Genomic DNA, 22,067 nt, shown 5'->3' on the forward strand with positions numbered 1-22,067 from the left:
ATTTTCTTTGTTATCCGAGAGCACTCCTCGCTGAAAATGGATTTTTGAAAAGGGCTTTGTTGCCACGGGGAAACCCGATTCCAGCGTTCCCCCACCGAAAATCCTCCCTGGTCGGCTGAAGCAGACCAAACCGGGGAAACATCCAGAAGGATGGCAGACCAGATGGAACCGAGCGTCGAAACCAGAAGCCAGGCCAAGATCCAAAAGGAGACTCTCCCCACAAGCGGGATGACGGGGGAAACGGAGCGCACTGAGGATAAGACGTCTCCTCGAACCGTGAGGCGCAAGGTCGCCCCGTCCGCTCAGGGACCCTCCCCGCCGAGCCTGGGTTCCGCGGAGATCTTTCTCAACCGGGAATTGACCTGGCTGGCCTTCAACGACCGCGTTCTCCACGAAGCCAAAGACCCGCGCAACCCCCTTCTGGAAAGGGTCAAGTTCGCAGCCATCGCCGCGTCCAACCTGGACGAATTCTTCATGAAACGCATCGGCGGCCTGAAGCAGCAACTGGGCGCGGGGGTGCATGACCGCACTGTCGACGGACGCACGCCGGCAGAACAGATCGCCGAATGCTACGCCTTCATCCGCAGGCACCAGGAGGAAAAACAGAGGCTGTGGATCGAACTCCAAAAGGAGCTGCAAAACCACCACATCGAGGTCGTCCCCTACCGGGACCTGACTAAAGAAGAGGAAGAGGAGATCCGCGAAGATTATTTCCGCAATATCTTTCCCCTCGTCACCCCCCAGTCCATCGACCCCGCCCACCCCTTCCCCTTCGTCTCCAACCTCTCCCTCAACCTCCTGATTACCCTGCGCTACCCCGAGGACCGGGAGCTTTCCCTGGCCCGGGTCAAGGTTCCGATCATCGCCGGGGCGCCGCGCTTCGTTCGGATCGGGGAGAAGAACCGCTTCATCCTCCTCGAGGAGGTCATGGGGCACAATCTGGACATGCTTTTCCCCGGCATGGAGATCGTCGCGTGGGAACTTTTCCGGGTCACCCGCAACGCCAACACCGACAGAAGCGAGGAGCACGCCGACGACCTGCTCGCCCTCATCGAGTCGGCGCTGGTGGAGCGCAAATTCGCCCCCATCGTGCGGATGGAGATCATGCCGGAGATGGACCCGACCCACCGCGGACGCCTGGCCGCTGAACTGGGGCTGAACGAGGAAGCCGACGTGTTCGACATCGAGGGCATGATGGGCATGCGCGACCTGCTCGAACTGGCCGCGCTGGCGCTGCCCAGGCTGAAGGACCCGCCTCATCACCCCATCGACCACCCGGCCCTGCAGAGCCAGCGCAATCTCTTCCACATCATCCGGGAGGCGGGATCGGTCCTGCTGCAGCATCCCTACGAGGCCTTCTCCTCCTCCGTCGAGCGGTTCCTCCAGGAGGCAGCCAACGATCCCAAGGTGCGCGCCATCAAGATGACCCTCTACCGCACCTCCAGCAGAAGCCCCATCGTCGACACCCTTATCACGGCCGCCCAGAACGGCAAACAGGTCGCGGTGGTCGTCGAACTGAAGGCCCGCTTCGACGAGGCGGCCAACATCCGCCTGGCCTCCCGCATCGAGGAGGCGGGCATCCATGTCACCTACGGGGTCGTCGGCCTGAAGACCCACGCCAAGGTCATCCTCGTGGTGCGCCAGGACTACAACGGCCTGCGCCGCTATGTCCATATCGGCACCGGGAACTACCATCCAGAGACCGCCCGGGTTTACAGCGACCTCGGTCTGCTGATCTACGACAAGGACATCGGCAGGGACGCCACCGAACTGTTCAATTACCTGACCACCGGCTACACCCCCAAGCGAACCTACCGCAAGCTGCTGCCGGCCCCGAAGCACCTGAAGAATGCCCTCCTGGAGAAGATCCAGCGGGAAATCGACCGGCACGAAGAGAACGGTTCCGGCCATATCCGCTTCAAAATGAACGCCCTGGAGGATGCCGACATCAGCCGGGCTCTCTACCGGGCCTCCCAGGCGGGGGTCCGGGTCGATCTCATCGTGCGCGACAGCTGCCAGATCCGTCCGCAGGTCCCGGGCCTCTCGGAGAACATCCGGGTCGTCTCGATTCTCGGCCGCTTCCTGGAGCACGCCCGAATCTACTATTTCCGCAACGGGGGAGAGGAGGAATACCTCATCGGCTCGGCCGACGGCATGAAGCGCAACCTGGAGCACCGCGTGGAGGTGGTGGTGCCGGTGGAGGCCCCCCTGCTGCGCAGCGACCTGTGGACAATGCTCGAAGCCCAGTGGAACGACGAGCGCGGCGGATGGGAGATGGGGCCTGACGGAAACTACGCTCAGCGCTCCCCTCGCCCGGAGGCCGACGACCGCAGCTCCCAGGAGATTCTCATCGAACTGGCCCAAAGGCGCAACAAGGACGTAACCCGGCTCAAAAAACGCAGGTCCAAGAGTTTCGGACAACGCAACCTGCGCTAGGGCTTTCCCAGACCCTATCTATCCATGGATGACGCTGCCCGCCGATACCCCCTTTCACAGAAAATGCCCGCGGGGCAGGCCCTGCTCCTGATCCTGAGGCGCCTGTTCGAAACCATGGAAGCCAACGAGGCAGGCCTTCGGGAGGGCCTCGACCCGGAGTCCCTCCACGACTTTAGGGTTGCGGTTCGCCGCACCCGTTGCGCCTTCGGACAGGTCGAAAACGTTCTTCCGGCGCCGGTCCTCGTCTCCTTTCGCCCACGTTTTGCCTGGCTCGGCCAGGTCACCGGAGCGACCCGGGACATGGACGTCTACCTGCTCCGGTTTTGCGCGTATCGCGACAGCCTCCCGGAGACGGCGCGGGACGACCTGGAGCCGCTGCACCATTTTCTGCTCCGACAGCAAAAACGGGAGCGGCGCAAAATGCTCCGCAGCCTTGACACCCGCCGCTACGGGGACCTGCTCCGGGACTGGAAGGCCTTCCTGGAGACCGGCCCCGACCCGGCCGCGTCCCCCCCGGGCGCCGCCCTCCCGGTCCGCGAAACGGCCGACGCCCGAATCATCATAGCCTTCCGCAGGGTGATGCGAAAAGGGAAGGCCATCGACATCGATTCGCCCGCGTCGGCTCTCCACGAATTGCGCATCGCCTGCAAAAAACTGCGCTACCTGGTGGAGTTCTTCCAGAGCCTTTACCCCCCCGGTCGAATCCGGAAAGCGATCCGCGACCTGAAGATCCTCCAGGACAGCCTTGGCAGCTTCCAGGACCTTCAGGTCCAGACCGATTCCCTGCGCCGGTTCGCCGCCCAGATGGCCGATGAGGGGCCCGTCCCGGCGAAGACCCTGCTGGCCATGGGAATGCTCATCGGCGACCTGCATCGCCACCAGGGTCGCACGCGGGAAGAGTTTGGCGAAAGGTTCGACAAATTTTCCCGAAAGCCGAACCGGCGCATCTGGACGCAAACCTTCCGGTCCACAGGAGAGAAAAATGGGGGTTGAGATCGAGAGGAAATTCCTGGTTCGGGGAGATGCGTGGAGAGCCGGCGCCGAAGGAATCCCGGTTCGCCAGGGCTACCTGAGCGTCGACCCGCCGCGCGCGGTGCGGGTCCGCCAGACGGGGAAAAGGGGTTTTCTCACCATCAAGGGGAAAACCGAGGGGATCAGCCGGACCGAATTCGAGTATCCCATCCCCCTGGAAGACGCCGAGGAACTGCTGGAGCACCTCTGCCTGCGGCCTCTCATCGAGAAGGTCCGTTACCGGGTGCCCCATGCCGGCCTGCTCTGGGAAGTCGACGAGTTTCTCGGCGAAAACACGGGCTTGATTCTCGCAGAAGTCGAGCTGGAGAGCGCCGCCCAGGAGGTCCCCCTGCCGCCATGGGCCGGCCGCGAAGTCTCCGAAGACCCCCGCTACTTCAACGCCGCACTGGCCCGGCACCCTTTCACAGACTGGGAGGCGAAGGGCGAGCCCTGAGCGCCGAGGGCATCTCTGGATGCGACGGTTAATCGTCGACCTTTCCCCTTTTTTCCCCCTTCACCTCCAGCGCCTCGGCGGCATGGCAGGCCGCACCGATAATTCCGGCCTGGTTGCGCTGCTGGGCGGGAACCACCCGCGCCCGGACCTTGAAGGCGGGAAAGAACCGGTCGTGCTTCCGGCTGACGCCCCCCCCAATGATGAACAGGTCGGGCCAGAGCAGATCCTCCATCTTCCCCAGGAACCTGCCAAGCCGCCGGCCCCACTTCTCCCAGCTCAGCTCCTCCTCTTCCCGGACCCCGGCGGAGGCGTACTTCTCGGCGGCACCGCCCTTCATGGGGAAATGCCCGAATTCCGTGTTGGGAAAAAGAACTCCCCCTGAAAAAAGGGCCGATCCGAGACCGGTCCCGACGGTCACCACCATCACCACCCCGACCTCCCCCCGGCCCGCCCCGAAGCGCATCTCGGCGATCCCGGCGGCATCGGCGTCATTGAGGACCCGGCATGGACAGCCGGTGGCCGCGCTCAGGGCCGCCGCAACGTTGTTGCCGATCCAGGCCGAATCGATGTTGGCGGCGGTCAGGGCGATCCCGTCACGGATGACCGCCGGAAAGCCGCAGCCGATCGGCCCCTGCAAGGAGAACCGGCCCGCCAGGTCGCGTACGGCCTTTGCCACAGCCCGGGGCGTCGAGGGAGCGGGTGTCGGAATGCGAACCCGCTCCGAAACGAGCTCCCCCCGAGTCACATCGACCAGGGCCCCCTTGATGCCGCTGCCGCCGATGTCGATGCCGAGCACATGCATGGTCCGCCTCCCTTTTGGATTTTCCGCCGTTATCGCCTAGACTCTTAGTATAACCAACCCGGGCCAATCGACGGAAAGACCCTCGAGAAAGTGCGCTTTCGAAAATGGAGATATTCAACGAAGGGATGAGGAACGAGCAAAGGGGAGGAAAACCATGAAAAGACTGCTCCTGGTGCGGCACGCCAAGTCGAGCTGGGACGATCCGGATCTGGCCGACATCGACCGCCCCCTCAACAAGCGGGGCAAAAGGGACGCCCCGACCATGGGGCGGCGCCTGGCCGAGCGGGGCATCGCCCCCGGCCTCATCGTCTCCAGCCCGGCCAAGAGGGCCCGCAGGACCGCCCTGCTCCTCGCCGAGGAGATCGCCTATCCGGAAGAGACGATCGCGCTGGACGAAAGGATCTACGAAGCGAGTGCCGCCGAGCTTCTCGACGTGATCCGCGGCTTCGACGACGCTCAGGACACGGCCCTGCTGGTCGGCCACAACCCGGGCCTGACCGAGTTGGGCAACCTGCTTACCGGTGCTGGCATCGCCAACATTCCCACCTGCGGGATTCTCTGCGCCGAGTTGCGGGGCACATCCTGGAAGGAGCTCGCCGCCGGTGCAACGATCCTGTCCTTCTTCGACTATCCAAAGAGGTAATCCGGGGTCCCGGCCTCCCTCCAGCGCCAGGAAACGCCTCCCCCAATTACTCCGTGCCCACCATCGGAATGACCCGTACGACCTTGCCTGCGGAAAATCTTTCGATTCCCCCCCCAAGGAACGTGAACCTTGCAATGGGATTCAGTCGAGTGCTAGTATTAAAAATCTTCTTAAGCCGCCGCCGAGAAACAGGAATATACTTCCCCGACAAGGCGGGAGCAGACCGCCGACATCACACCGGGGCTATTGCCACCAAGAGATGGCGAGGCCTGGTCCGGACGCAAAGAAGATTGGTGCCTGATATCGTTCCTTCCCGTTAACCCCTGTCCGGATTCTCCCTTCTCAACGCCGTCATGTTTGACCAAACCGTCCTAAATTACACCAAAGGCAACGACTGCCTGCAAACCCGGGTTAGGCATCCTCGAACAGTTATGCCGAACTTCGCCTTTTATTGCGACTGGATTATCTGGGACGAGGATAACATTTTCGTTGACGAACCAAGGCAACCGAGAATTATCTACGTGAGAAGTGAAATCACTGCCTTGAACTTCTTCAAAGAGAACGTCCTGAGCAGGTTGAACAGAGACTTCGTGCTGGTAACGACGTGCCACGACACCCCCATGCCGCTCGGCTTCGAAAAGTTTTTCGACTTCCGGTGGAAGGACATAATAAGCAATCGCCACCTGAGGGCCTGGTTCACGGAGAACCTGGACCTTGTCCACGAGAAGATCAGACCGATCCCCCTCGGGATTCCTTTTCCCGACCTGCCGTCGTGGCTCGCCGGCACCAACTCGTCCACGGTCTGGACGGACGATTTTGCGGCGCTGGCCGATTCATGGAAGCACGCCTCCCGAATCCCCAAAATCTTCGGCTGCTGGTACCCGCGGGTGAACCACCACAGCGGGACCTGCCCCGAGGAGGACAACGAAAGGCAAAACGCCTACGACACCTTCATCAACAGGAAAGAGTTGTTCGACTGGCATGAACCGGGCATGGACCGAAACAACTTCATAGCCGCCATGGGGAGGTACCGCTTTGTCCTGTGTCCCCACGGAGGGGGACTGGATCCGAACCCCAAGTGCTGGGAGGCCCTGATCATGGGCGCCATCCCCATCGTGCGGAGGAACAGCATGTCCGAGGCCCTGGAGCACCTCCCCCTCGTCGTGGTCGACGAGTGGACCGAGATCACCCGGGAGATGCTGGATCATTGGGAGGCCCGGCATGCCCCTGCGTTGGAGGCGGAAAACCTCAGGCACCTGATGTCCAACGAATACTTTTACCGGAAAATGGAGGCCTGCCTCGATTAGACGGCACCCTCCTTGGTCCAATTGCCCTCTTGGAATTGCCAACAGCCCATGAAAAGACGCCTCAGATTTTCCGCCGCAAGTTACGGCCCCCTTGCCGACAACCAACCCCACCGGTTTGCCATGGAGAGGGCCCTCAGGATATATCGCTCCAATGCGATATACAGCTTCATCCCCAAAAACGCCTGTTCGACCATGAGGCTCTCACTGGCGCTTGAAAACGGGTGCATCGACGACGTTCGGGACTACGAGTGTATCCACGAAAACAACAAGACCTTCGCCTCTGACCTCGATCACCTGATAACGGCCAACTATTCGTTCGTCATACTGAGATGTCCTTTTGCGCGCCTGGCCAGCGTTTATCTGGACAAGGTGGTGGGCCGTGAACCCGCCGGGCACAAGTTCGCCAGAATGGCAGGGGAACAGGGCGGGGTTGAAGAGGTGACCTTCGACGCGTTCGTCAGGGCGATGCGCAACCCCGAGGTCAAACGGGGGAACGTGCACTGGAGACCGCAAGGCGACTTCCTGGTTTACAAGGAATACGACGATTATTTCTCAGTCGAGGAATTCCCCCGTGCCGTCAGAACGCTCAGGGCAAAAATCGACCTGCACATTCATGACGCGCGGGGATTGACTAATCACGGCCTCGACAAGCACGAGTTGGTCGACGGGGATGATTTCTCCGCCCTTTCGGCCGAAACCATACGGGCCATGAAACATTCGGGACGCTCTCCGAGGCCCCGGTGCCTCTACAACGACGAGTTGCACTCCATCGTTAACGAGGCGTACGCCGAGGACATCGCCCTCTATATCGACCTGTTCGGCCCGAAGAGTCTCATGTTCGCCTGAGGAGTGGTTCGCGGAGAGACCGGGACCGAACAACCCGAAACACCTCGCATGGCGGTTTCATCAACGGAGACGATACAAAGGGGAAGTGGCGGTGATCATCTCTCACAAGCACAAATTCATTTTCATAAAAACGGCAAAGACGGCGGGAACGTCGATAGAAGTTTTTCTCTCCCGCCATTGCGGTCTGGAGGATGTCCTGACCCCCATTTTTCCCCATGTAGAGCCCCACGTTGCCAGGAATTATGAGGAAAAGGAATTTTTCAACCATATCCCGGCAGCAGATATCAAAAAAAAGGTGTCAAGGGAGATATGGAACAATTACTTCAAGTTCTGTGTTGAACGAAACCCCTGGGACAAGACGCTGTCCCACTACCATATGCTTAGATTCAGGGCAGAAAACAACTTGTCGCTGGATGAATATTTCGAAAAGGGCCAATTCTGCTTCAACTACCCAAAATACACGGACAACTCTGGAAGTGTCATTGTAGACCGAATTGTCAAATACGAGAATCTATCCGAAGAACTTGCCTATATTTTCAGAAGACTGAACATCCCTTTCGAGGGTTCTCTAGGCGTGAAGGCCAAATCGGAGTACAGGACCGACAGAAGACACTACAAAGAAATATTGTCAACTGAACAGGCGGAGATCATCTCCAAGGCCTTTTCAAGAGAGATTGAATTGTTCGGATATTCCTTTCAATAAAGCCTCAACAGGCAATAGGAGATGAATTAGTTATTACTTGGCTATGGCACTGCAAAAAAACAATGACTATTCCGGAGCGATTGTTCAACACGCCGGAAACCGCAGTCCTATTTATCAAGCCAATTTTATATTCAATTTGGAGGCAGATCATGGAAGATATATTGAATTCGGCAACCCCCCTGATATCGGCACTTCGCAATTCAGTAGCCGTCGACCAGAATTGGCCCGCCTTTCGAAAGCTCATCGAAAACAATCTTGAAGATATCGTCAGTACTTTTTCCATCCGCTGGCTGGTGTCCGTCTGCGACACATATGCAGATTATGGCTCTGGGGAACAAAAACGAAATGCGCTTTTGATTTCAATGTTTGTAAACATGCTCCGCATGGCCGATACCGCTTTTTTCGTATCTTCTGGCATTGACGAAGAAAACCTGGAAAAGACCAACGATCGGCTCGTCATGCAATACGATGGTGTCGCCACCTTTGCAATCAACCGGCAGGACGTCTTCCTCAACCTGTCAAAGCGCACTATGAGAGCGACCAAGAATGATCCGGTGTTCGGAAAAATATGGAAAGAAATTATTAGTCGCATCCACAATTACGACAACGCCATCACCAAATTCAAGTCGATGTCAAAGGTGCCGCACCGGTACTTTCCGCTTAACGCCACAGAAATGCCTGACAACTATGGTGTTGTTTGAGGGTGACCATCTGATGCTCCGTAACTTTCAAGCCTCTTTTTTATAAATTCACATTGAATTTTTGATTTTAATTTGAATAGACATTGACTTGCTGAACACAGTAAAGGCTTTTACCTAACAACTGGAGTTGATCTTGCCGGCACTATTAATAAACAAACCACGGTGCGTTTTCTGTCGCATAATGAAAACAGGGTCTACCTCAATTTTCAGAGGCCTTCTTGGAGGGCAGAAAAACGTAATAGGAAGAAGCTTTGGTGATTTCCCAAGAGAGTGGGAAAGTCTACCCAGTTTTGCGATAGTAAGAAACCCCTTCGACAGGTTCCTCTCAGCCTGGCATATGTTTAAGACCTACGATGTTAGGACACCAAAAGAGGAAACATTTAGGGCCAATCTCACCGTTAACGATATTCTAGAAGCAATCGCTGATCGGAGCATTCCCCTTAACGAGAATAACTACATATCCAAACTCCGCCTACACTTCGCACCCATGACCCACCCAGTTCATTCCGTCTCCAAGGCAAAGCATATCGGTAGGTTTGAGTCATATGAAAAAGCCTTTAGAGACATAGAATCTTTGTTGGGGTTTGAAACTGGCCCCGTCCATCACAAAAGAAAAACCACCCCTAGAAATTACCGAGAAGTCATCGACCCTGAGTTGAGGGCGAAGATTGAGGCCGTATATGCAGAGGACCTAGAAACTTTTGGCTACTCTTGGTAGCCGGGAACTCATAGTCAACAGATAATAAAAGGATCGTGCTCCCGTCATGGGAAGCTTACGAGCCCAATTGAGTTAGTCGGTTAACGGTTCCCCCTTCGGTGCCTTCTGGTGTAGGGAGGGACATCGCCAGGGGATTCCGTTGTCCCCTCTGGCAACTCACCACATTAAAGACTGACCACGCCCCAAAAAAGTTCAATTGAAAGATGTCTAACTTTTTACTGAAAGACATTAATAGCGTCTTTATACATATTCCCAAAACAGCGGGAACCTCCATTCGAAGCGGGTTTTTTAAAAACAATTATTCAGGCCCTGAGTTCGGTAGAATTCCAAAAGAATGGGAAGGGCTTTTCAAATTCGCTTTCGTCCGAAACCCGTTTGAGCGTCTCATCAGCGCATGGTTCATGTTTGTAAGTGGAACAAGTCAGCTAGACGCCACCGACTACCCCAAGTACAACTTGAAACAATTTCTTGAAATTGTTATGGATGAATCGATTATTTATGACGAAAGAAGAAAAACAGTGAAAGAAAGAATTAGACATCACACCATCCCTCTAACACATCCGTTCAATTGTCTTCATCTGGCAGACTTCGTTGGGCGCTACGAAAACCTGGATGAAGATTTTCGGCATATTTGCAAAGCGGTCTCCTACCCCTACAAGCCGCTTCCCAAACGCCATTTTTCAGAGCACTTGCATTATTCAACCTACTACGACGATAAAACACGCAGCATGGCTGAGGACTTCTACTCTGAAGACCTTAGGCGTCTGGATTATAGCTTCGAAAGGCAATAACCAATGTGGGGCACATTCGGAGCAGTTCAGAGACAAAGTTTATTCACTTGCAACTTGAATCTTGTGTGCATTGAAAAACATTAAAACTGATATTATACCCCCCGAACACCTAGGGGTTCTGGTTTCGATTCCCACCTCTCTCCATTTTCATTTGCAACTTCAATATGTCATGGGTAGTTTGTATTGCATAGGCAATTCTGCTGTAAATTCAATTCTTTTTTTACTAGGCAAACAATCGCTAAAAGATAAACTAGAAAAAATAGGTATGAAATATGAAAAATCCTTACGATAATTTACCAGAAAGATTTATTTGGAAATCTTCTGTTGCAAATAAAAGCATGTTTGACATATCTGAACTTTGGGACCCTAAATTTCACATCAAGCAGAATCAACACATCGTGACTTTTGGCTCTTGTTTTGCTCAGCATATTGGTAACGCTATGAAACAAAGAGGCTTCAAGTGGCTAAGCACTGAAAACCCACCATATGGTTTGAGCGAAACGAATTGTAAAGCATTCAACTACAACATCTTTTCTGCAAGAACAGGAAACATCTACACCACTACCCTTTTAAAGCAATGGACAGAGTGGGCCTTAGGCATAAAAGATGTACCTGATGAAATCTGGGAAAAAGAGGGGAGGTTTTTTGACCCATTTAGGCCAAGAATTGAACCTAATGGATTTGCTTCCCAAGAAGAGGTAGGTAGCTCTCTTGATCAAACAATTTCCTCGTTCAGGGAGGCTATTAAAAAATCACACTATTTCGTTTTCACATTAGGACTAACTGAGAGTTGGGTGAACTCGGACCTGGGTTACGAATACCCTATGTGTCCTGGCACTGCGGCAGGTAAGTTTGATGACATAAGGCATAAATTCGTAAATCAGCAATTTAATCAGGTCATCTCTGCCTTAGGCAAGTCCATGGAGATGATGAGAGAGGTGAATTCTGATCTAAAATTTATCCTGACAGTGTCTCCTGTTCCTTTGATGGCTACTAATTCGAATCAGCACGTACTTGTTGCGACGATGGCCTCAAAATCGATCTTAAGAGCGGTAACCAGCCAGTTAGTAGCTAACCGAGGCTATGTAGATTACTTCCCTGCATACGAGATCATCAATAGTCCTGTGTTCAAGGGGGCCTTCTTTGAGCCAAATCAACGAAGCGTGAATCCGTATGGTGTGAGTTTTGTTATGGATAACTTCTTTAAATGCCTTGTTGATAAGTTTGGTGACCTTCACAAGAAGACAAAACAGACGCCTCCCATAGTCAAAAAGTCGGATGAGGTTTGTGAGGAAGAGTTGTTGGAGGCTTTTTGTAAATGAAAGTGTGTATTATAGGAAATAGTCACACCGGAGCTTTAAAAAGAGCTTGGGATACGTTTTTTGATTCGAATTTCAAAAATATCTTTGATCTTACTTTTTTTGCTAGCAGAGCACAAAGGCTGGAGGGGTTAAAGATTGAGGGGACTAAGCTGATTCCCCAAAACGAGTATTTAAAAGAAAATTTAAAGTTTACATCAGGCGGCAAACCATATGTCGACTTGAGTTTGTATGATGTTTTTCTTGTTTATGGTTTAAGTACTAGGCCATACTTCTTAAGTAAGGTCTTTTATTCCGAAGCTGTCCTTATAAAGTCTATTGAAGACAATCATACGAGTTCATTGTCGTTTAAAATATTAACCATGATTCGCGATGTTGTTGATACGAAAACATTTATAGGTCACGATCCGTTGCGAGTCAACAAAGATAGAGATGGTATTGAATTTGATAAGGTATTAACGGAGCAGTACAGCCTTGGCATCTCTCTGGTTAATGAGAGTCTGTTTTTTCCACTTGGAGCGGAGTTGCTAGAGCAGCCTCAGCAAACAATTGTTGGAAAAGGGAGAAACACACATTCTATTTACTCGAAAGGCTCTAAACGTTTAGATGTTGGTGATGAAAAAGATGGTGAGCTTCACCCGGAGAGTGACAATAGGCATATGAACGACGAGTTCGGAAAAATATGGCTGGAATCGTTTCTGGGTAGGCTTAAATCTGAATTATAATCACCCGCGGGTGGCGGGGGTCTTGCCTTACCACTCAGCGCATAGATTTCAATATCTCAGCATCTTTCAATTAAGCCTCGGGGAGGTTCGCCAAAAAGCCCGGGTAAGACCCTCTCTATTTCGCCTTAACGACACCCCCCAGCCCTAGTCGACGCACTCCCCCGCCACAGCAGCCTGTCCGAGGGCCAACCCGCCGTCGTTGGGCGGGACAAGGGAATGAGTGAAGACCCTGAACCCCTCATTCTCCAAAAGGGGCACGACCTTTTCCGTCAGGACGCAGTTCTGGAACACCCCCCCGGAGAGTGCGACACAGTCGAGGCCCGTCCCCTCCCGAATCCGCAGGCAGACCTCCCGGACCATCAATGCAAGGGTGTTGTGAAACCTGGCGCTCATCGTCCCGACCCCTACACCGTCCCGAACGTCGGCGACCACGGCCCGGACAAGCGAGCCCGGGTCCAAGATCAGCGACTCTCCCTTCACTTCGATCTCGAAGGGATACGACGCTCTCTCCCCCTCCCCCTCGATCGCCATCTCCAGTTCGAGTGCGGCCTGCCCCTCGTAGCTGACCTTGTCGCGCAGCCCGACCAGAGCGGCGACGGCGTCGAAAAGCCGGCCGCAGCTGGATGTCAGCGGCGAGTTGACCCCCCTGGCGATCATCTGCCGGTAGAGCGCCAGGTCCCTCTCCGGAACCCTCTCGAGCAGGGGCAGATCTGGGAGGTCCTCCCCGAAGGCATGGATCAGGTAGCTGATCGCCATGCGGAGCGGCTCACGGGTGGCGGCGTCGCCGCCGGGCATGGGAACGTAGGCGAAATGACCTGCCCGCCGGTATCCGGAAAATCCCCCGACGAGAAACTCCCCCCCCCAGATGTGGCCGTCGGCGCCGTAGCCGAGACCGTCGAAAATCACCCCGATGGCCTCGCCGGCGACCCCGTTCTCGGCCAGGCAGCTGGCCAGGTGGGCGTGGTGGTGTTGGACCGCCACCCGGGGCATGTCCCCGAGGGCCGCGGCGTAGCGGGTCGAATGATAGTCGGGGTGCAGGTAGTGAGCCACAACCTCGGGCTCTATTTCCAGAATTGAACGGAGGTGGTCGACGGTCTTTGCAAAGGAGCGATGAACCTCGGGGTTCTGCAAGTCGCCGACATGCTGGCTAAGGAAGGCCCGGTCCTCCCGGGAGAGGCAGACCGTGTTCTTCAACTCGGCCCCGAGGGCGAGGACCCGCCGCTGGGGCCGCGGCAGGGTCACGCCCCGCGGAACGTAGCCCCGCGCCCGCCGCAGCAGGAGGGGGCGGCCCGCCATGACCCGGGCGATGGAGTCGTCGGTGCGGATATGGATCTCCCGGTCGTGGGTCAGGTAGGCGTCGGCAATGCCGGAGAGCTTCTCGGCGGCATCGCCGTCCCGGAAGGCGATCGGCTCGTCGCTGCGGTTGCCACTCGTCATGACCAGGGCGGCGAAGCACTCCTCCAGCAGGAGGTGGTGCAGGGGGGTGTAGGGGAGCATCACGCCGAAGTAGCGGTTGCGCGGGGCGATCGCGGCGGAGAGGGGGTGCCCCTCCTTCTGCCGCAGCAGGACGATGGGGCGCTCGACGCCGGTCAGGAGAAGCAACTCCGTCTCGCCGGCCTCGGCGAGACGGGCGACCGCTCCAGCGTCCTTGGCCATGAGGGCGAAGGGCTTCTCGTCCCGCACCTTTCGTCGCCGAAGCTCGCGCACCGCCCCGTCGTTGCCGGCGTCGGCCGCCAGGTGGTAGCCCCCGAGCCCCTTGACCGCGACGATCTGTCCTGCCCGCAACAGTTCGGCCGCCGCCCGGAGGGGATCGCAGGTCTCCACGACCTTCCCCCTTCCGTCGTGCAGGGCCAGACGGGGGCCGCAATCGGGGCAAGCGACCGGCTGGGCGTGGAAACGCCGGGAACCAGGGTCCTCGTACTCGGCGCGGCAGGCCGGACACATGGGGAAGGCGGCCATGGTCGTCTTGGGCCGGTCGTAGGGGATGCCGGTGACGATGGTGTAGCGAGGGCCACAGTTGGTGCAGTTGATGAAGGGGTAGCGAAAGCGCCGGTCGGCGGGATCGAAGAGTTCTTCCAGGCAGTCGGGGCAGACGTGGGTGTCCGGGGAGATCTGGGCGCCGCGCTCGCCCCCGCCGCTGCTCTGGCGGATGACGAACTCCTCCTCCCCGGCGGAAGGGATGTCGGTGGCATCAAAGCGGGTGACGACGGCAAGAGGGGGGAGGTCGGAATGCAGCGAATCGAGAAAGGCATTAATGGGACTCGCCTCCCCCTCGGCCTCGATGTGGACCCCCCGGGAGTCATTGAGCACCCACCCGGCAAGCCCGTGGGCCCGGGCGGTGCGGTAGACGAAGGGCCGGAACCCCACCCCCTGCACGACCCCCTCGATGACGATTCTTTTTCTCGGCAAGGAATCCCCTTTGATGCGTTAGAGCTGAGGCCCCCTCCTTTGTAGCATTTTCACTCGGCCTGTGGCAATCGCCTCTCTTCTCCGGACCCCGATCAGGACTTCCACCCCGGGCATAAAATATCGCCGCGCCCTCATGTCGGAAGGCACGGCGATTTCAGATCAGTTCGATAACATCCCCCTGTGGACCAAGCCGCAGGGAGCCCTCTCGGTGAGAGGAGAGTCGCCACCTCAATCGTCGCCAAGGACAATTTATTAGTAAGTCATCACCTCTTTGTTGTTTGAGTAAATTTTGCCTGAGATATAAAGGTCGCCGGTCGGGGTCAGCTTGAAATAAGCATTCCCGTTCGCTCCCATCCACACCGTGCCGTCAGCGTCGATCTGGAACTCGCGACTGGTGCCGGTTTTGCTGATCCTGAATTGATTGTACTTAGTGCGAAACACCCACCTATCCTGGCCGTTCTCTTCAAGGGAAAAAACTGGGTTGGAACCCTTGATGTGCAGTGAGGTGCTAGGGCTGCTCGTGCCGAGACCGACTTTCCCGGTACTGGCAATGTGCAAGCTGTCCTGGGGAGCGCCAGGCTGAATTCTGAAGACCAATTCCGAACCGTTGGTTGCATCACGGACGAAGAAGTTGGCCTCGTTCCCCGCCACGTCCCAAGTCTGGGGGGTGAAGCCGCTGCTGCCGTCCTGCTCGAGGCGCAGGGTCGGGGTGTTGCCTTGCACTACGTGCAGGTCGACGACGGGGTTCGCAGTCCCGAAGCCGATATCGCCGTCGGCTTCGACATAGAGAGCGTTGGTTCGCGCGCCGGCCTCGACGGTAAAGGGGGTGCGGCCGCCGTCGATGTCGTCGATGGAGAACTTGTTGGCCCCGCCGTTGCTGCTGTCGTTGGCGGTGATCTGCCAGTCCCTGGTGGGGAAGGAGGCGCTGTTGGAGGTGTCCTGGAACCTGATGCGCAGGTTGTTCTCCTTGAGCCGGATGGTGTCGAAGCCGAAGGATTCGCCGTTGACGCAGTCCTGGCCGATGCAGGCGGAGCCGTCGACGATCAGGTCGTCGAGGATCTGCTGGTCGAACTCGGGAGCCGTGCCGACGGGGGCGATGGTCGCCGTGGTGGCCTGGGCGAAGTCGGGCGAGGCGGCGGAGAGGGCCGGCTCGAGCTCGCTTGCGGTCACGACGGCGCCGCCGACGACCTGGAAGTAGCCGGTCTGGGCGAGCTCGGCGGGGATCAGCCCGGCCTCCTGCCAGCGGGCGATCAGGGCCTGGCTGGCGCCGCTGTCGCGTCCGGCCGCCAGCTGCTCGCGCTGGGCGTCGCTCAGGACCGGGTTGATGCGCACCTCGTAGGTGTACTGGCCGTCGGCCGCCATGCCGCCCTTCTGCCCGGTCAGGCTGAAGGAGGGGCTCTCCCCCTTGTCGAAGGAGCCGGTCTGCATCAGCCCCTGCGGCCCGGAAACGCTCAGGGTGCCGCCGGCGTGGGGCACCACGAGCTGCAGGGTGACGCCGAGGGACGAGAGATTCGCCTCGGCGATCTTCGCCTCGCCCTGCAGCGGAGCGCAGAGCAGGCAGGCCAGAAAGGCCAGGGGCAGGACAAGGTTCAACCCGCGCGTTCGTCTCGCCTTCAACACGGCAACACCTCCTGAAAGTTCAAGTTTACGAAACCAAAGGGACTAATCCCATAACCTATAGATAGACAAGGCCCAGCCTACCATAGGGGGATATTTTTTCAAGGAAATAATGAGAGGTTGTGCAGGATCCTCCCCGCCCGCCGGCAAGCCGCGCAGGCGGGCTAAAGAGGACGCACCCCGGCCGGGGCGGCGGTGACCTCCACCTCGAACAGCAGCTCGGGGCGGCAGACGTCGCCGTTCATGGTGATTCGCGGCCAGGGCAGGTCCGCCCAGCGCTCGCGGAACACTTCCTCCACCTCCGGCGTCTTGCAGTAGGCCAGGGCAGTGAGGACCGAGCCGTCGTCGCAGCCGAACTGGGCCAGGAGCGAGCGGACGTGGGCGATGGTGCCGTCGATCTGGGCCTCGATGCGGCCGACGTGCTCGGTAGCGCCGGAGCGGTCGATGGCCGCGGTTCCCGAGATGAAGACGGTCGGGCCGCCGGGCATGGGGGCGACGGCGGCCCGGCTGAAGGCCGAGCCGTATTCGAAGGCCGACTCCTGGCTGCCGCCGGCCTCGACAAGGCGAATCTCGCCCTCGCGGCCCGGCATGGCGATCAGGTCGAGGGTGATGGCGGCGCCGCCCGCCCCGTACATGCCGATGCCGGTGCTGGCCGGCAGGCGGACGCTGCGCGCCTCCTCGTCGATCAGCCCCTCGCACCTGAAGAAGACGTTGCGCACCGCGTTCAGCTCGTCGTACCAGCCGCACAGGTCCTTGAGCCAGAGCCAGGTGCGGGCCACCGAGCGCATGTCGGCCCCGACCTGGCGGAGAAGGCTTGCGGCCCGGGAAAAGACCTGCCCGGCCTGCTCGGCTTCTTCGAGGTCCGGATCCGCGCTGAGCCCGGCGAGGTGGACCCAAGTATGGTCGCCCTGCCGGATGACGCGGCCCTCGGCCGGAGCGCCCCCGTCTCCCCTGCCCAGGGGGCGGGGCCGCAGGTCGGCTCGCACCGCGTGGATCTGCACCCCGGCGAAGCCCCCGTAGCTGCCGGGGCCCACGGCGAGGGCGACCGGCGCCACGCCGTCGTCCGGCACGCCGGGCAGCCCGCGGCGATGGGCCAGGACGGCGTCCATCGCCTTGGCGGTGGCGAAGAACCGTTCGCAGAAGACGGCCATCCCCTGCTCGCGCAAATGTTCGAGGAGAGCCGCGTAGGTCTCCCGAAGCTGCGCATCCAGGGGCAGGCGGGGATCCGGGGTGGCGGTCAGGTAGAGTTCCGCGGTCCCGTCCGTAGCGTGCAGGGCGCGGGCTTGAACGTTTAATGTGTCATGCCGGTCCATGGATCATTCCTTCAAGGGTGCCGTTCGGCCCGCCGGATCGGGGGGCCTTAGAATCGTGTTTCGTCGGTACTACTCGCCCCGCAAGGACCGCCGCCCCTGCCGGGAGGCCTCGGCGTTGCGTTCCAGGGAGATCGCCCCGCCGTCGCCGCCGCCGGCCGGGTAGATCTCCCGCCGGTACCCGCCGTAGCTCTCCATGCGCAGGTGGCCCAGCATGTCGTGCCCCCGCCGCCGCTGCCGCTCGGCGCGCAGGGCCGCCAGATCGACGGGGCCGACCACGATCCGCTCGCCCCCGCCGGCTTCGGCCTGGGAGAGGATACGGCCGTCGTAATCGACCACCATGCTGCCCCCCGGCCAGCTGAAGGGCGGGTAATTGCCGAGGCTGGCGCCCTGGTTGCAGGCGACGACGCAGGCCGCGTTCTCGAGGGCGCGGGTGCGGTTGACCAGGGTCCACCAGTCCATCGGTGCGGCGGTGCCCCAGGGGTCCATGTAGGCCGAGACCCGCACCAGCACCTCGGCGCCCTTCAGGGCCAGCTGCCGGATCGCCTCGGGGAAGAGCCAGTCGTAGCAGATCGCCGCGCCGATCTTGCCGATGGGGGTGTCGGCGACAGGCCAGATGTCGTCGTCGTAGCCGCTCAGGTCGTGGGGGCTGGTATGCACCTCCCAGGGGACCCAGGGGTGGACCTTGCGGTATTTCGCCACGATGCCCTCGGGGCCGATAAGGCAGGTGGTGTTGAAGACGTGGCCGGGCCACCGCGCGTCCTTCTCGAGAAAGGTGCCGGTCTGGATGTAGATATCCAACTCCCTGGCCTTGTCGTGGTAGCGGGCGGTGTGCTCGTTGGGGATGGGGACGGCGAGCTTGTCGTGCAGTTCCGCGGCGGTGGGATAGATCGGGGCGGCATGGGCGAACTCGGGGAAGACGACGAGCTTGACGTCGAAAAAGGGCTCGTAGCCTCCGACGGCCTGATCGACCATGGCGAGCATCTTGTCGACGCGGCCGGCGATCTCGTCCCTCCCGGCCGGGTTGGGCATGTCGGTCTGGCACAGGGCGACGTAGTAGCGGTCGAGGTTTTCCATGATCGGTCATTCCTTGTTCTAACAGGGGGATCGAATACAGGAGGCCTATTTAACCACAGACGAGGCGCTTTGGGTGGAATTTTTATTCGCTGGCGGGGGGCCTCGGCGGCAGCAGATGGGCCGGGGGAGGACTGGTCTGTTTCCCGACCATACGCCGAACCGGGTGACCCCGCGATGGCTCTTGGCGCGGGTCTTTAGGCTTTGGGATTTTTCTCATTCATGGTTATACTTTTCAAAAGGGGGCCAAGCGCATCGACACCTCGCAGCTCAAAAAAACCATACTCTTTCTGCCCGTCGCTCTCCTGACGGGAACCCTCGCCCTCGCCGCCGGCGGTCCGCCGTCAGGCCTCGACTGGGTGCAGATGACCACCGGCCTGTTCGGCGGACTGGCCCTGTTCCTCTTCGGCATGGAGCAGATGACCGAGGCCCTCAAGGCGGTGGCCGGCACGCGGATGAAGGAGGTCCTCGGCCGGCTGACCACCAACCGCCTCAGCGGGGCCTTCACCGGAGCGCTGGTCACGGCGGTGATCCAGTCGTCGTCGGTGACGACGGTGCTGGTCGTCGGTTTCGTTTCCGCCGGGGTGATGACCCTCACCCAGTCGGTGGGGGTCATCATGGGGGCCAACATCGGCACCACAATCACCGCCCAGGTCATCGCCTTCAAAATCACCAAACTGGCCCTGGTTTTCATCGCCGCCGGGTTCGCCGTCGACTTCTTCTCCCGCCAGGAGACCGTCCGCCGCTACGGCACCATCGTCTTCGGACTGGGGCTGATCTTTTTCGGCATGAACATCATGGGCGAGGCGATGGGGCCGCTGCGCAACTATCCCCCCTTCATCGAACTGATGCAGGGCATGGCCCGCCCCGGCCTCGGCATCGTCTGCGGCGCCCTGTTCACGGCCCTGGTGCAGTCCTCATCGGCGACCACGGGGATCGTCGTGGTCATGGCGAGCCAGGGTTTCATCACCCTGCCCGCCGGGATCGCACTGGCCCTCGGGGCCAACATCGGCACCTGCGTGACGGCCCTGCTGGCGGCCCTCGGCAAGAGCCGGCCGGCCCTGCGCGCCGCGGCGGTCCACGTGGTATTCAATCTCCTGGGTGCGCTCCTTTGGCTGGGAGGCATCGACCAGCTCGCGGCGCTGGCGACCCAGATCTCGCCGCAGCACGTCGCCCTGCAGGGCCTGGAACGCCTGGCCGCTGAGACGCCGCGGCAGATCGCCAATGCCAACACCCTGTTCAACGTCCTCAACACCCTGCTCTTCATCGGTTTCGCCGTGCCAATGACCCGCCTGGTCACCTGGATCTTCCCCGCCCGGGAGCCCGATGCGGCAAGGGTCATCATCTCCCCCAGGTTCCTCGACGACGAGTTGATCGATACCCCTGCCATGGCCCTGAACGTGGCGCGACTCGAGGTGGGCCACCTGGGAGAGCAGGTGCTGAAGATGATGATGCTGGCCCAGCACGCCATTCATGCGAGGGATGAGTCCCTGCTGCAGGAACTCGAGAAGCAGGACGATGCCGCCGACATCCTCTACGCGGAGATCAATGCCTACCTCAACCGGGTCGGAAAGCAGACCCTTTCCGAGGAGGAGAGCCAGGACTACTATCGCATCAGCCAGGCCAACGGGTATCTGGAGGGGATCGGTGACGTCCTCGAGAGCGACCTGGCCGCCCTGGGGCGCAAGATCATCCGGGAGAACCTGCAGCCGAGTGAAACCATGCAGCTCCTGCTGACGGACCTGCTGGAGGGGGTGTTCCGGGGAGTGGGAAAGGCGGTCCAGACCGTGACGGAAAATGACCAGAAGGCCGCGCAGGAGGTCATCTCCCTGAGGAGCGAGATCAACCGGCGGGTGACGGCCGCCAACGAACGCCAGGCGCAGAGCCTGGCCGAGAGCGGGGAAGCGCGCCTGGCCACCCTCAACGTCGAGTTCGAACTGACCGACAAGCTCAAGCGGATCTACTCCCTGAGCAAGCGCATCGCCCGGCTCTGGGTCCCCAGCGAGGTCTGAGCCGGCAATTTCATTCCACATCCTCCCGGTTAGCCAGCCCCTGTTCCTCGGAACTGGCCAGCAGACGCACCAGCCGTCGGCCCGTTTCGAACTCCCAATCGAAGCAGACAGGTAACACAGCTTATGATGGGTCGGACGCGAGTTCACTGCAACCGCACGAAATATCTTCGAGAAAAAGCCGGGAAAGATGTGATTCTCTCCCGGCTTTGAGCGTCTGTGCGGTGAATACAGGGAGAAAAGGGGCAAGCTTTTGGCACCAGCAAACTGGGAGTTTCAGATCGGCCGCAAAACAGCCGGAATCGTAGTCCTCAAGGCGCGGGTAGTTTTTCCAAGTATCCGTTCAGCACCACCCTTACCTCGTCACTCAAAGACGTGGCATCGGCTGGCCATTCCACTGTCAAATAGGCGTCCCCATTCGTATCCAAAATGTCATCGATTGCGCAGGCCGTCCTGAAATGAAAGGATTGCTGAGAAACAGTACCATCGTCCGCAGCACACCATTGGTTAACAAAGGGAGGAAAAACCAAGGTCATGCGACTTCTCCCTTGGCTATCTCTTTTCGCTATAAAAATCGAAGCAGGTGGCGACGGGGACAAAGAATTAGCGTGCTTCATCAAAAGCCCCGATACGCTCTGGATTATGAATCGGTATCCCGATGGTACGGTTATAGGTGTGCTGGTAATATCATAGGGGACTCCCGAGCTAGGAGCGGCTTGCAGTTGAATGCAGTGGGGGGTAGCGCCCGCACTAGACGAGGAAAAGGAATTTTTGGCCCCCGCATCCAACACCCAGGGACCGGCCGACAGGGCCAACAACGCCAGCGAAAACACCAATAATTTTTTCATCTTTTTCTCCTTTCGCGAAATCAGAAATTTTTTCAATTGACACCAACCCCCTCGCCCCAAACTCCCTGGCTTGACAAACTCTCATCCTCAAGCCATCCACCGATTCCATGGTTCTCGGCCACAGGGTTCCATAGCCTCGTTTTCCCAATCCACCTGCCGTCTCTGGATTTCCCTACTTTCCTTGCATGGCTGTCCCTGTCCGCACGACGCAAAACAGTCTCCCGGACGCCTTTGAGCAGGCACTTTCGAACAGGTATATCAACATTCAACCAATTGTAAACAAGCTCTAACATTAACCACAAAACCCGACCACATCACTCTTCAAATTGCCTACGGAACATGCG

Annotated in this window: 19 protein-coding genes; 13 read left to right on the plus strand and 6 right to left on the minus strand. The window is 58.7% G+C overall.

Annotation, left to right across the window (positions count from 1 at the left end; all coding sequences use genetic code 11):
* Positions 1-150: 150 nt before the first annotated feature.
* From ppk1 to C0617_RS13530, 3 genes are read left to right on the plus strand one after another with little or no spacing between them, the layout of a single operon-like run.
* Positions 151-2,436, plus strand: coding sequence for a polyphosphate kinase 1 (ppk1, locus tag C0617_RS13520; protein ID WP_291317566.1), 2,286 nt, complete (start codon positions 151-153; stop codon positions 2,434-2,436).
* Positions 2,437-2,460: 24 nt separating this feature from the next.
* On the plus strand, positions 2,461-3,429 hold the full coding sequence (locus tag C0617_RS13525) for a CHAD domain-containing protein (RefSeq protein WP_291317567.1): 969 nt from the start codon (positions 2,461-2,463) through the stop codon (positions 3,427-3,429).
* The gene (locus C0617_RS13530) at positions 3,419-3,901 is read left to right on the plus strand and encodes a CYTH domain-containing protein (RefSeq protein ID WP_291317568.1); all 483 of its coding nucleotides are present in this window, start codon (positions 3,419-3,421) and stop codon (positions 3,899-3,901) included. Before C0617_RS13525 ends, C0617_RS13530 begins: the two co-directional genes overlap by 11 nt.
* A gap of 28 nt (positions 3,902-3,929) precedes the next feature.
* On the opposite strand, the gene ppgK is transcribed toward C0617_RS13530, so the two are convergent.
* Positions 3,930-4,703: a polyphosphate--glucose phosphotransferase gene (ppgK, locus tag C0617_RS13535; RefSeq protein ID WP_291317569.1), complete on the minus strand. Its 774-nt coding sequence runs from the start codon at positions 4,701-4,703 to the stop codon at positions 3,930-3,932.
* Between the two features lie 154 nt (positions 4,704-4,857).
* Here ppgK and C0617_RS13540 point away from each other — a divergent pair, with 154 nt between their 5' ends.
* The 9 genes from C0617_RS13540 (at position 4,858) to C0617_RS13580 (ending at position 12,456) form a co-directional block, all read left to right on the plus strand.
* Positions 4,858-5,346 (plus strand): histidine phosphatase family protein, encoded by a 489-nt coding sequence (locus C0617_RS13540; protein WP_291317570.1) that lies wholly within the window; start codon positions 4,858-4,860, stop codon positions 5,344-5,346.
* A gap of 590 nt (positions 5,347-5,936) precedes the next feature.
* The gene (locus tag C0617_RS13545) at positions 5,937-6,653 is read left to right on the plus strand and encodes a hypothetical protein (RefSeq protein ID WP_291317571.1); all 717 of its coding nucleotides are present in this window, start codon (positions 5,937-5,939) and stop codon (positions 6,651-6,653) included.
* A 48-nt stretch (positions 6,654-6,701) separates the two neighbouring features.
* Positions 6,702-7,499: a sulfotransferase family 2 domain-containing protein gene (locus C0617_RS13550; protein WP_291317572.1), complete on the plus strand. Its 798-nt coding sequence runs from the start codon at positions 6,702-6,704 to the stop codon at positions 7,497-7,499.
* A gap of 85 nt (positions 7,500-7,584) precedes the next feature.
* Complete coding sequence (locus C0617_RS13555; RefSeq protein ID WP_291317573.1) at positions 7,585-8,202, plus strand: sulfotransferase family 2 domain-containing protein; 618 nt, start codon at positions 7,585-7,587, stop codon at positions 8,200-8,202.
* 149 nt (positions 8,203-8,351) lie between these two features.
* Complete coding sequence (locus tag C0617_RS13560; protein ID WP_291317574.1) at positions 8,352-8,903, plus strand: hypothetical protein; 552 nt, start codon at positions 8,352-8,354, stop codon at positions 8,901-8,903.
* Between the two features lie 133 nt (positions 8,904-9,036).
* The gene (locus tag C0617_RS13565) at positions 9,037-9,621 is read left to right on the plus strand and encodes a sulfotransferase family 2 domain-containing protein (RefSeq protein ID WP_291317575.1); all 585 of its coding nucleotides are present in this window, start codon (positions 9,037-9,039) and stop codon (positions 9,619-9,621) included.
* A gap of 203 nt (positions 9,622-9,824) precedes the next feature.
* Positions 9,825-10,412, plus strand: coding sequence for a sulfotransferase family 2 domain-containing protein (locus C0617_RS13570; RefSeq protein WP_291317576.1), 588 nt, complete (start codon positions 9,825-9,827; stop codon positions 10,410-10,412).
* Between the two features lie 272 nt (positions 10,413-10,684).
* The gene (locus C0617_RS13575) at positions 10,685-11,734 is read left to right on the plus strand and encodes a GSCFA domain-containing protein (protein ID WP_291317577.1); all 1,050 of its coding nucleotides are present in this window, start codon (positions 10,685-10,687) and stop codon (positions 11,732-11,734) included.
* Entirely contained in the window at positions 11,731-12,456 is a 726-nt protein-coding gene (locus C0617_RS13580; protein WP_291317578.1) for a hypothetical protein, read from the plus strand. The genes C0617_RS13575 and C0617_RS13580 overlap by 4 nt, the downstream gene beginning before the upstream one ends.
* Before the next feature lie 144 nt (positions 12,457-12,600).
* On the opposite strand, the gene hypF is transcribed toward C0617_RS13580, so the two are convergent.
* From hypF to C0617_RS13600, 4 genes are all read right to left on the minus strand, one after another.
* A complete protein-coding gene (gene hypF / locus C0617_RS13585) occupies positions 12,601-14,865 on the minus strand; it encodes a carbamoyltransferase HypF (protein WP_291317579.1) in 2,265 nt (754 codons plus the stop codon).
* 252 nt (positions 14,866-15,117) lie between these two features.
* Entirely contained in the window at positions 15,118-16,482 is a 1,365-nt protein-coding gene (locus C0617_RS13590) for a hypothetical protein (RefSeq protein ID WP_291317580.1), read from the minus strand.
* Between the two features lie 164 nt (positions 16,483-16,646).
* On the minus strand, positions 16,647-17,795 hold the full coding sequence (locus C0617_RS13595) for a hypothetical protein (RefSeq protein ID WP_291317581.1): 1,149 nt from the start codon (positions 17,793-17,795) through the stop codon (positions 16,647-16,649).
* A gap of 69 nt (positions 17,796-17,864) precedes the next feature.
* Positions 17,865-18,869, minus strand: coding sequence for a nitrilase-related carbon-nitrogen hydrolase (locus C0617_RS13600; RefSeq protein ID WP_291317582.1), 1,005 nt, complete (start codon positions 18,867-18,869; stop codon positions 17,865-17,867).
* Between the two features lie 362 nt (positions 18,870-19,231).
* Here C0617_RS13600 and C0617_RS13605 point away from each other — a divergent pair, with 362 nt between their 5' ends.
* Entirely contained in the window at positions 19,232-20,878 is a 1,647-nt protein-coding gene (locus C0617_RS13605) for a Na/Pi cotransporter family protein (RefSeq protein WP_291317583.1), read from the plus strand.
* 308 nt (positions 20,879-21,186) lie between these two features.
* On the opposite strand, the gene C0617_RS13610 is transcribed toward C0617_RS13605, so the two are convergent.
* Positions 21,187-21,723 (minus strand): hypothetical protein, encoded by a 537-nt coding sequence (locus C0617_RS13610; RefSeq protein ID WP_291317584.1) that lies wholly within the window; start codon positions 21,721-21,723, stop codon positions 21,187-21,189.
* Between the last annotated feature and the right edge of the window lie 344 nt (positions 21,724-22,067).

The organism is Desulfuromonas sp. (assembly GCF_002868845.1).
GTDB lineage: Bacteria > Desulfobacterota > Desulfuromonadia > Desulfuromonadales > BM501 > BM501.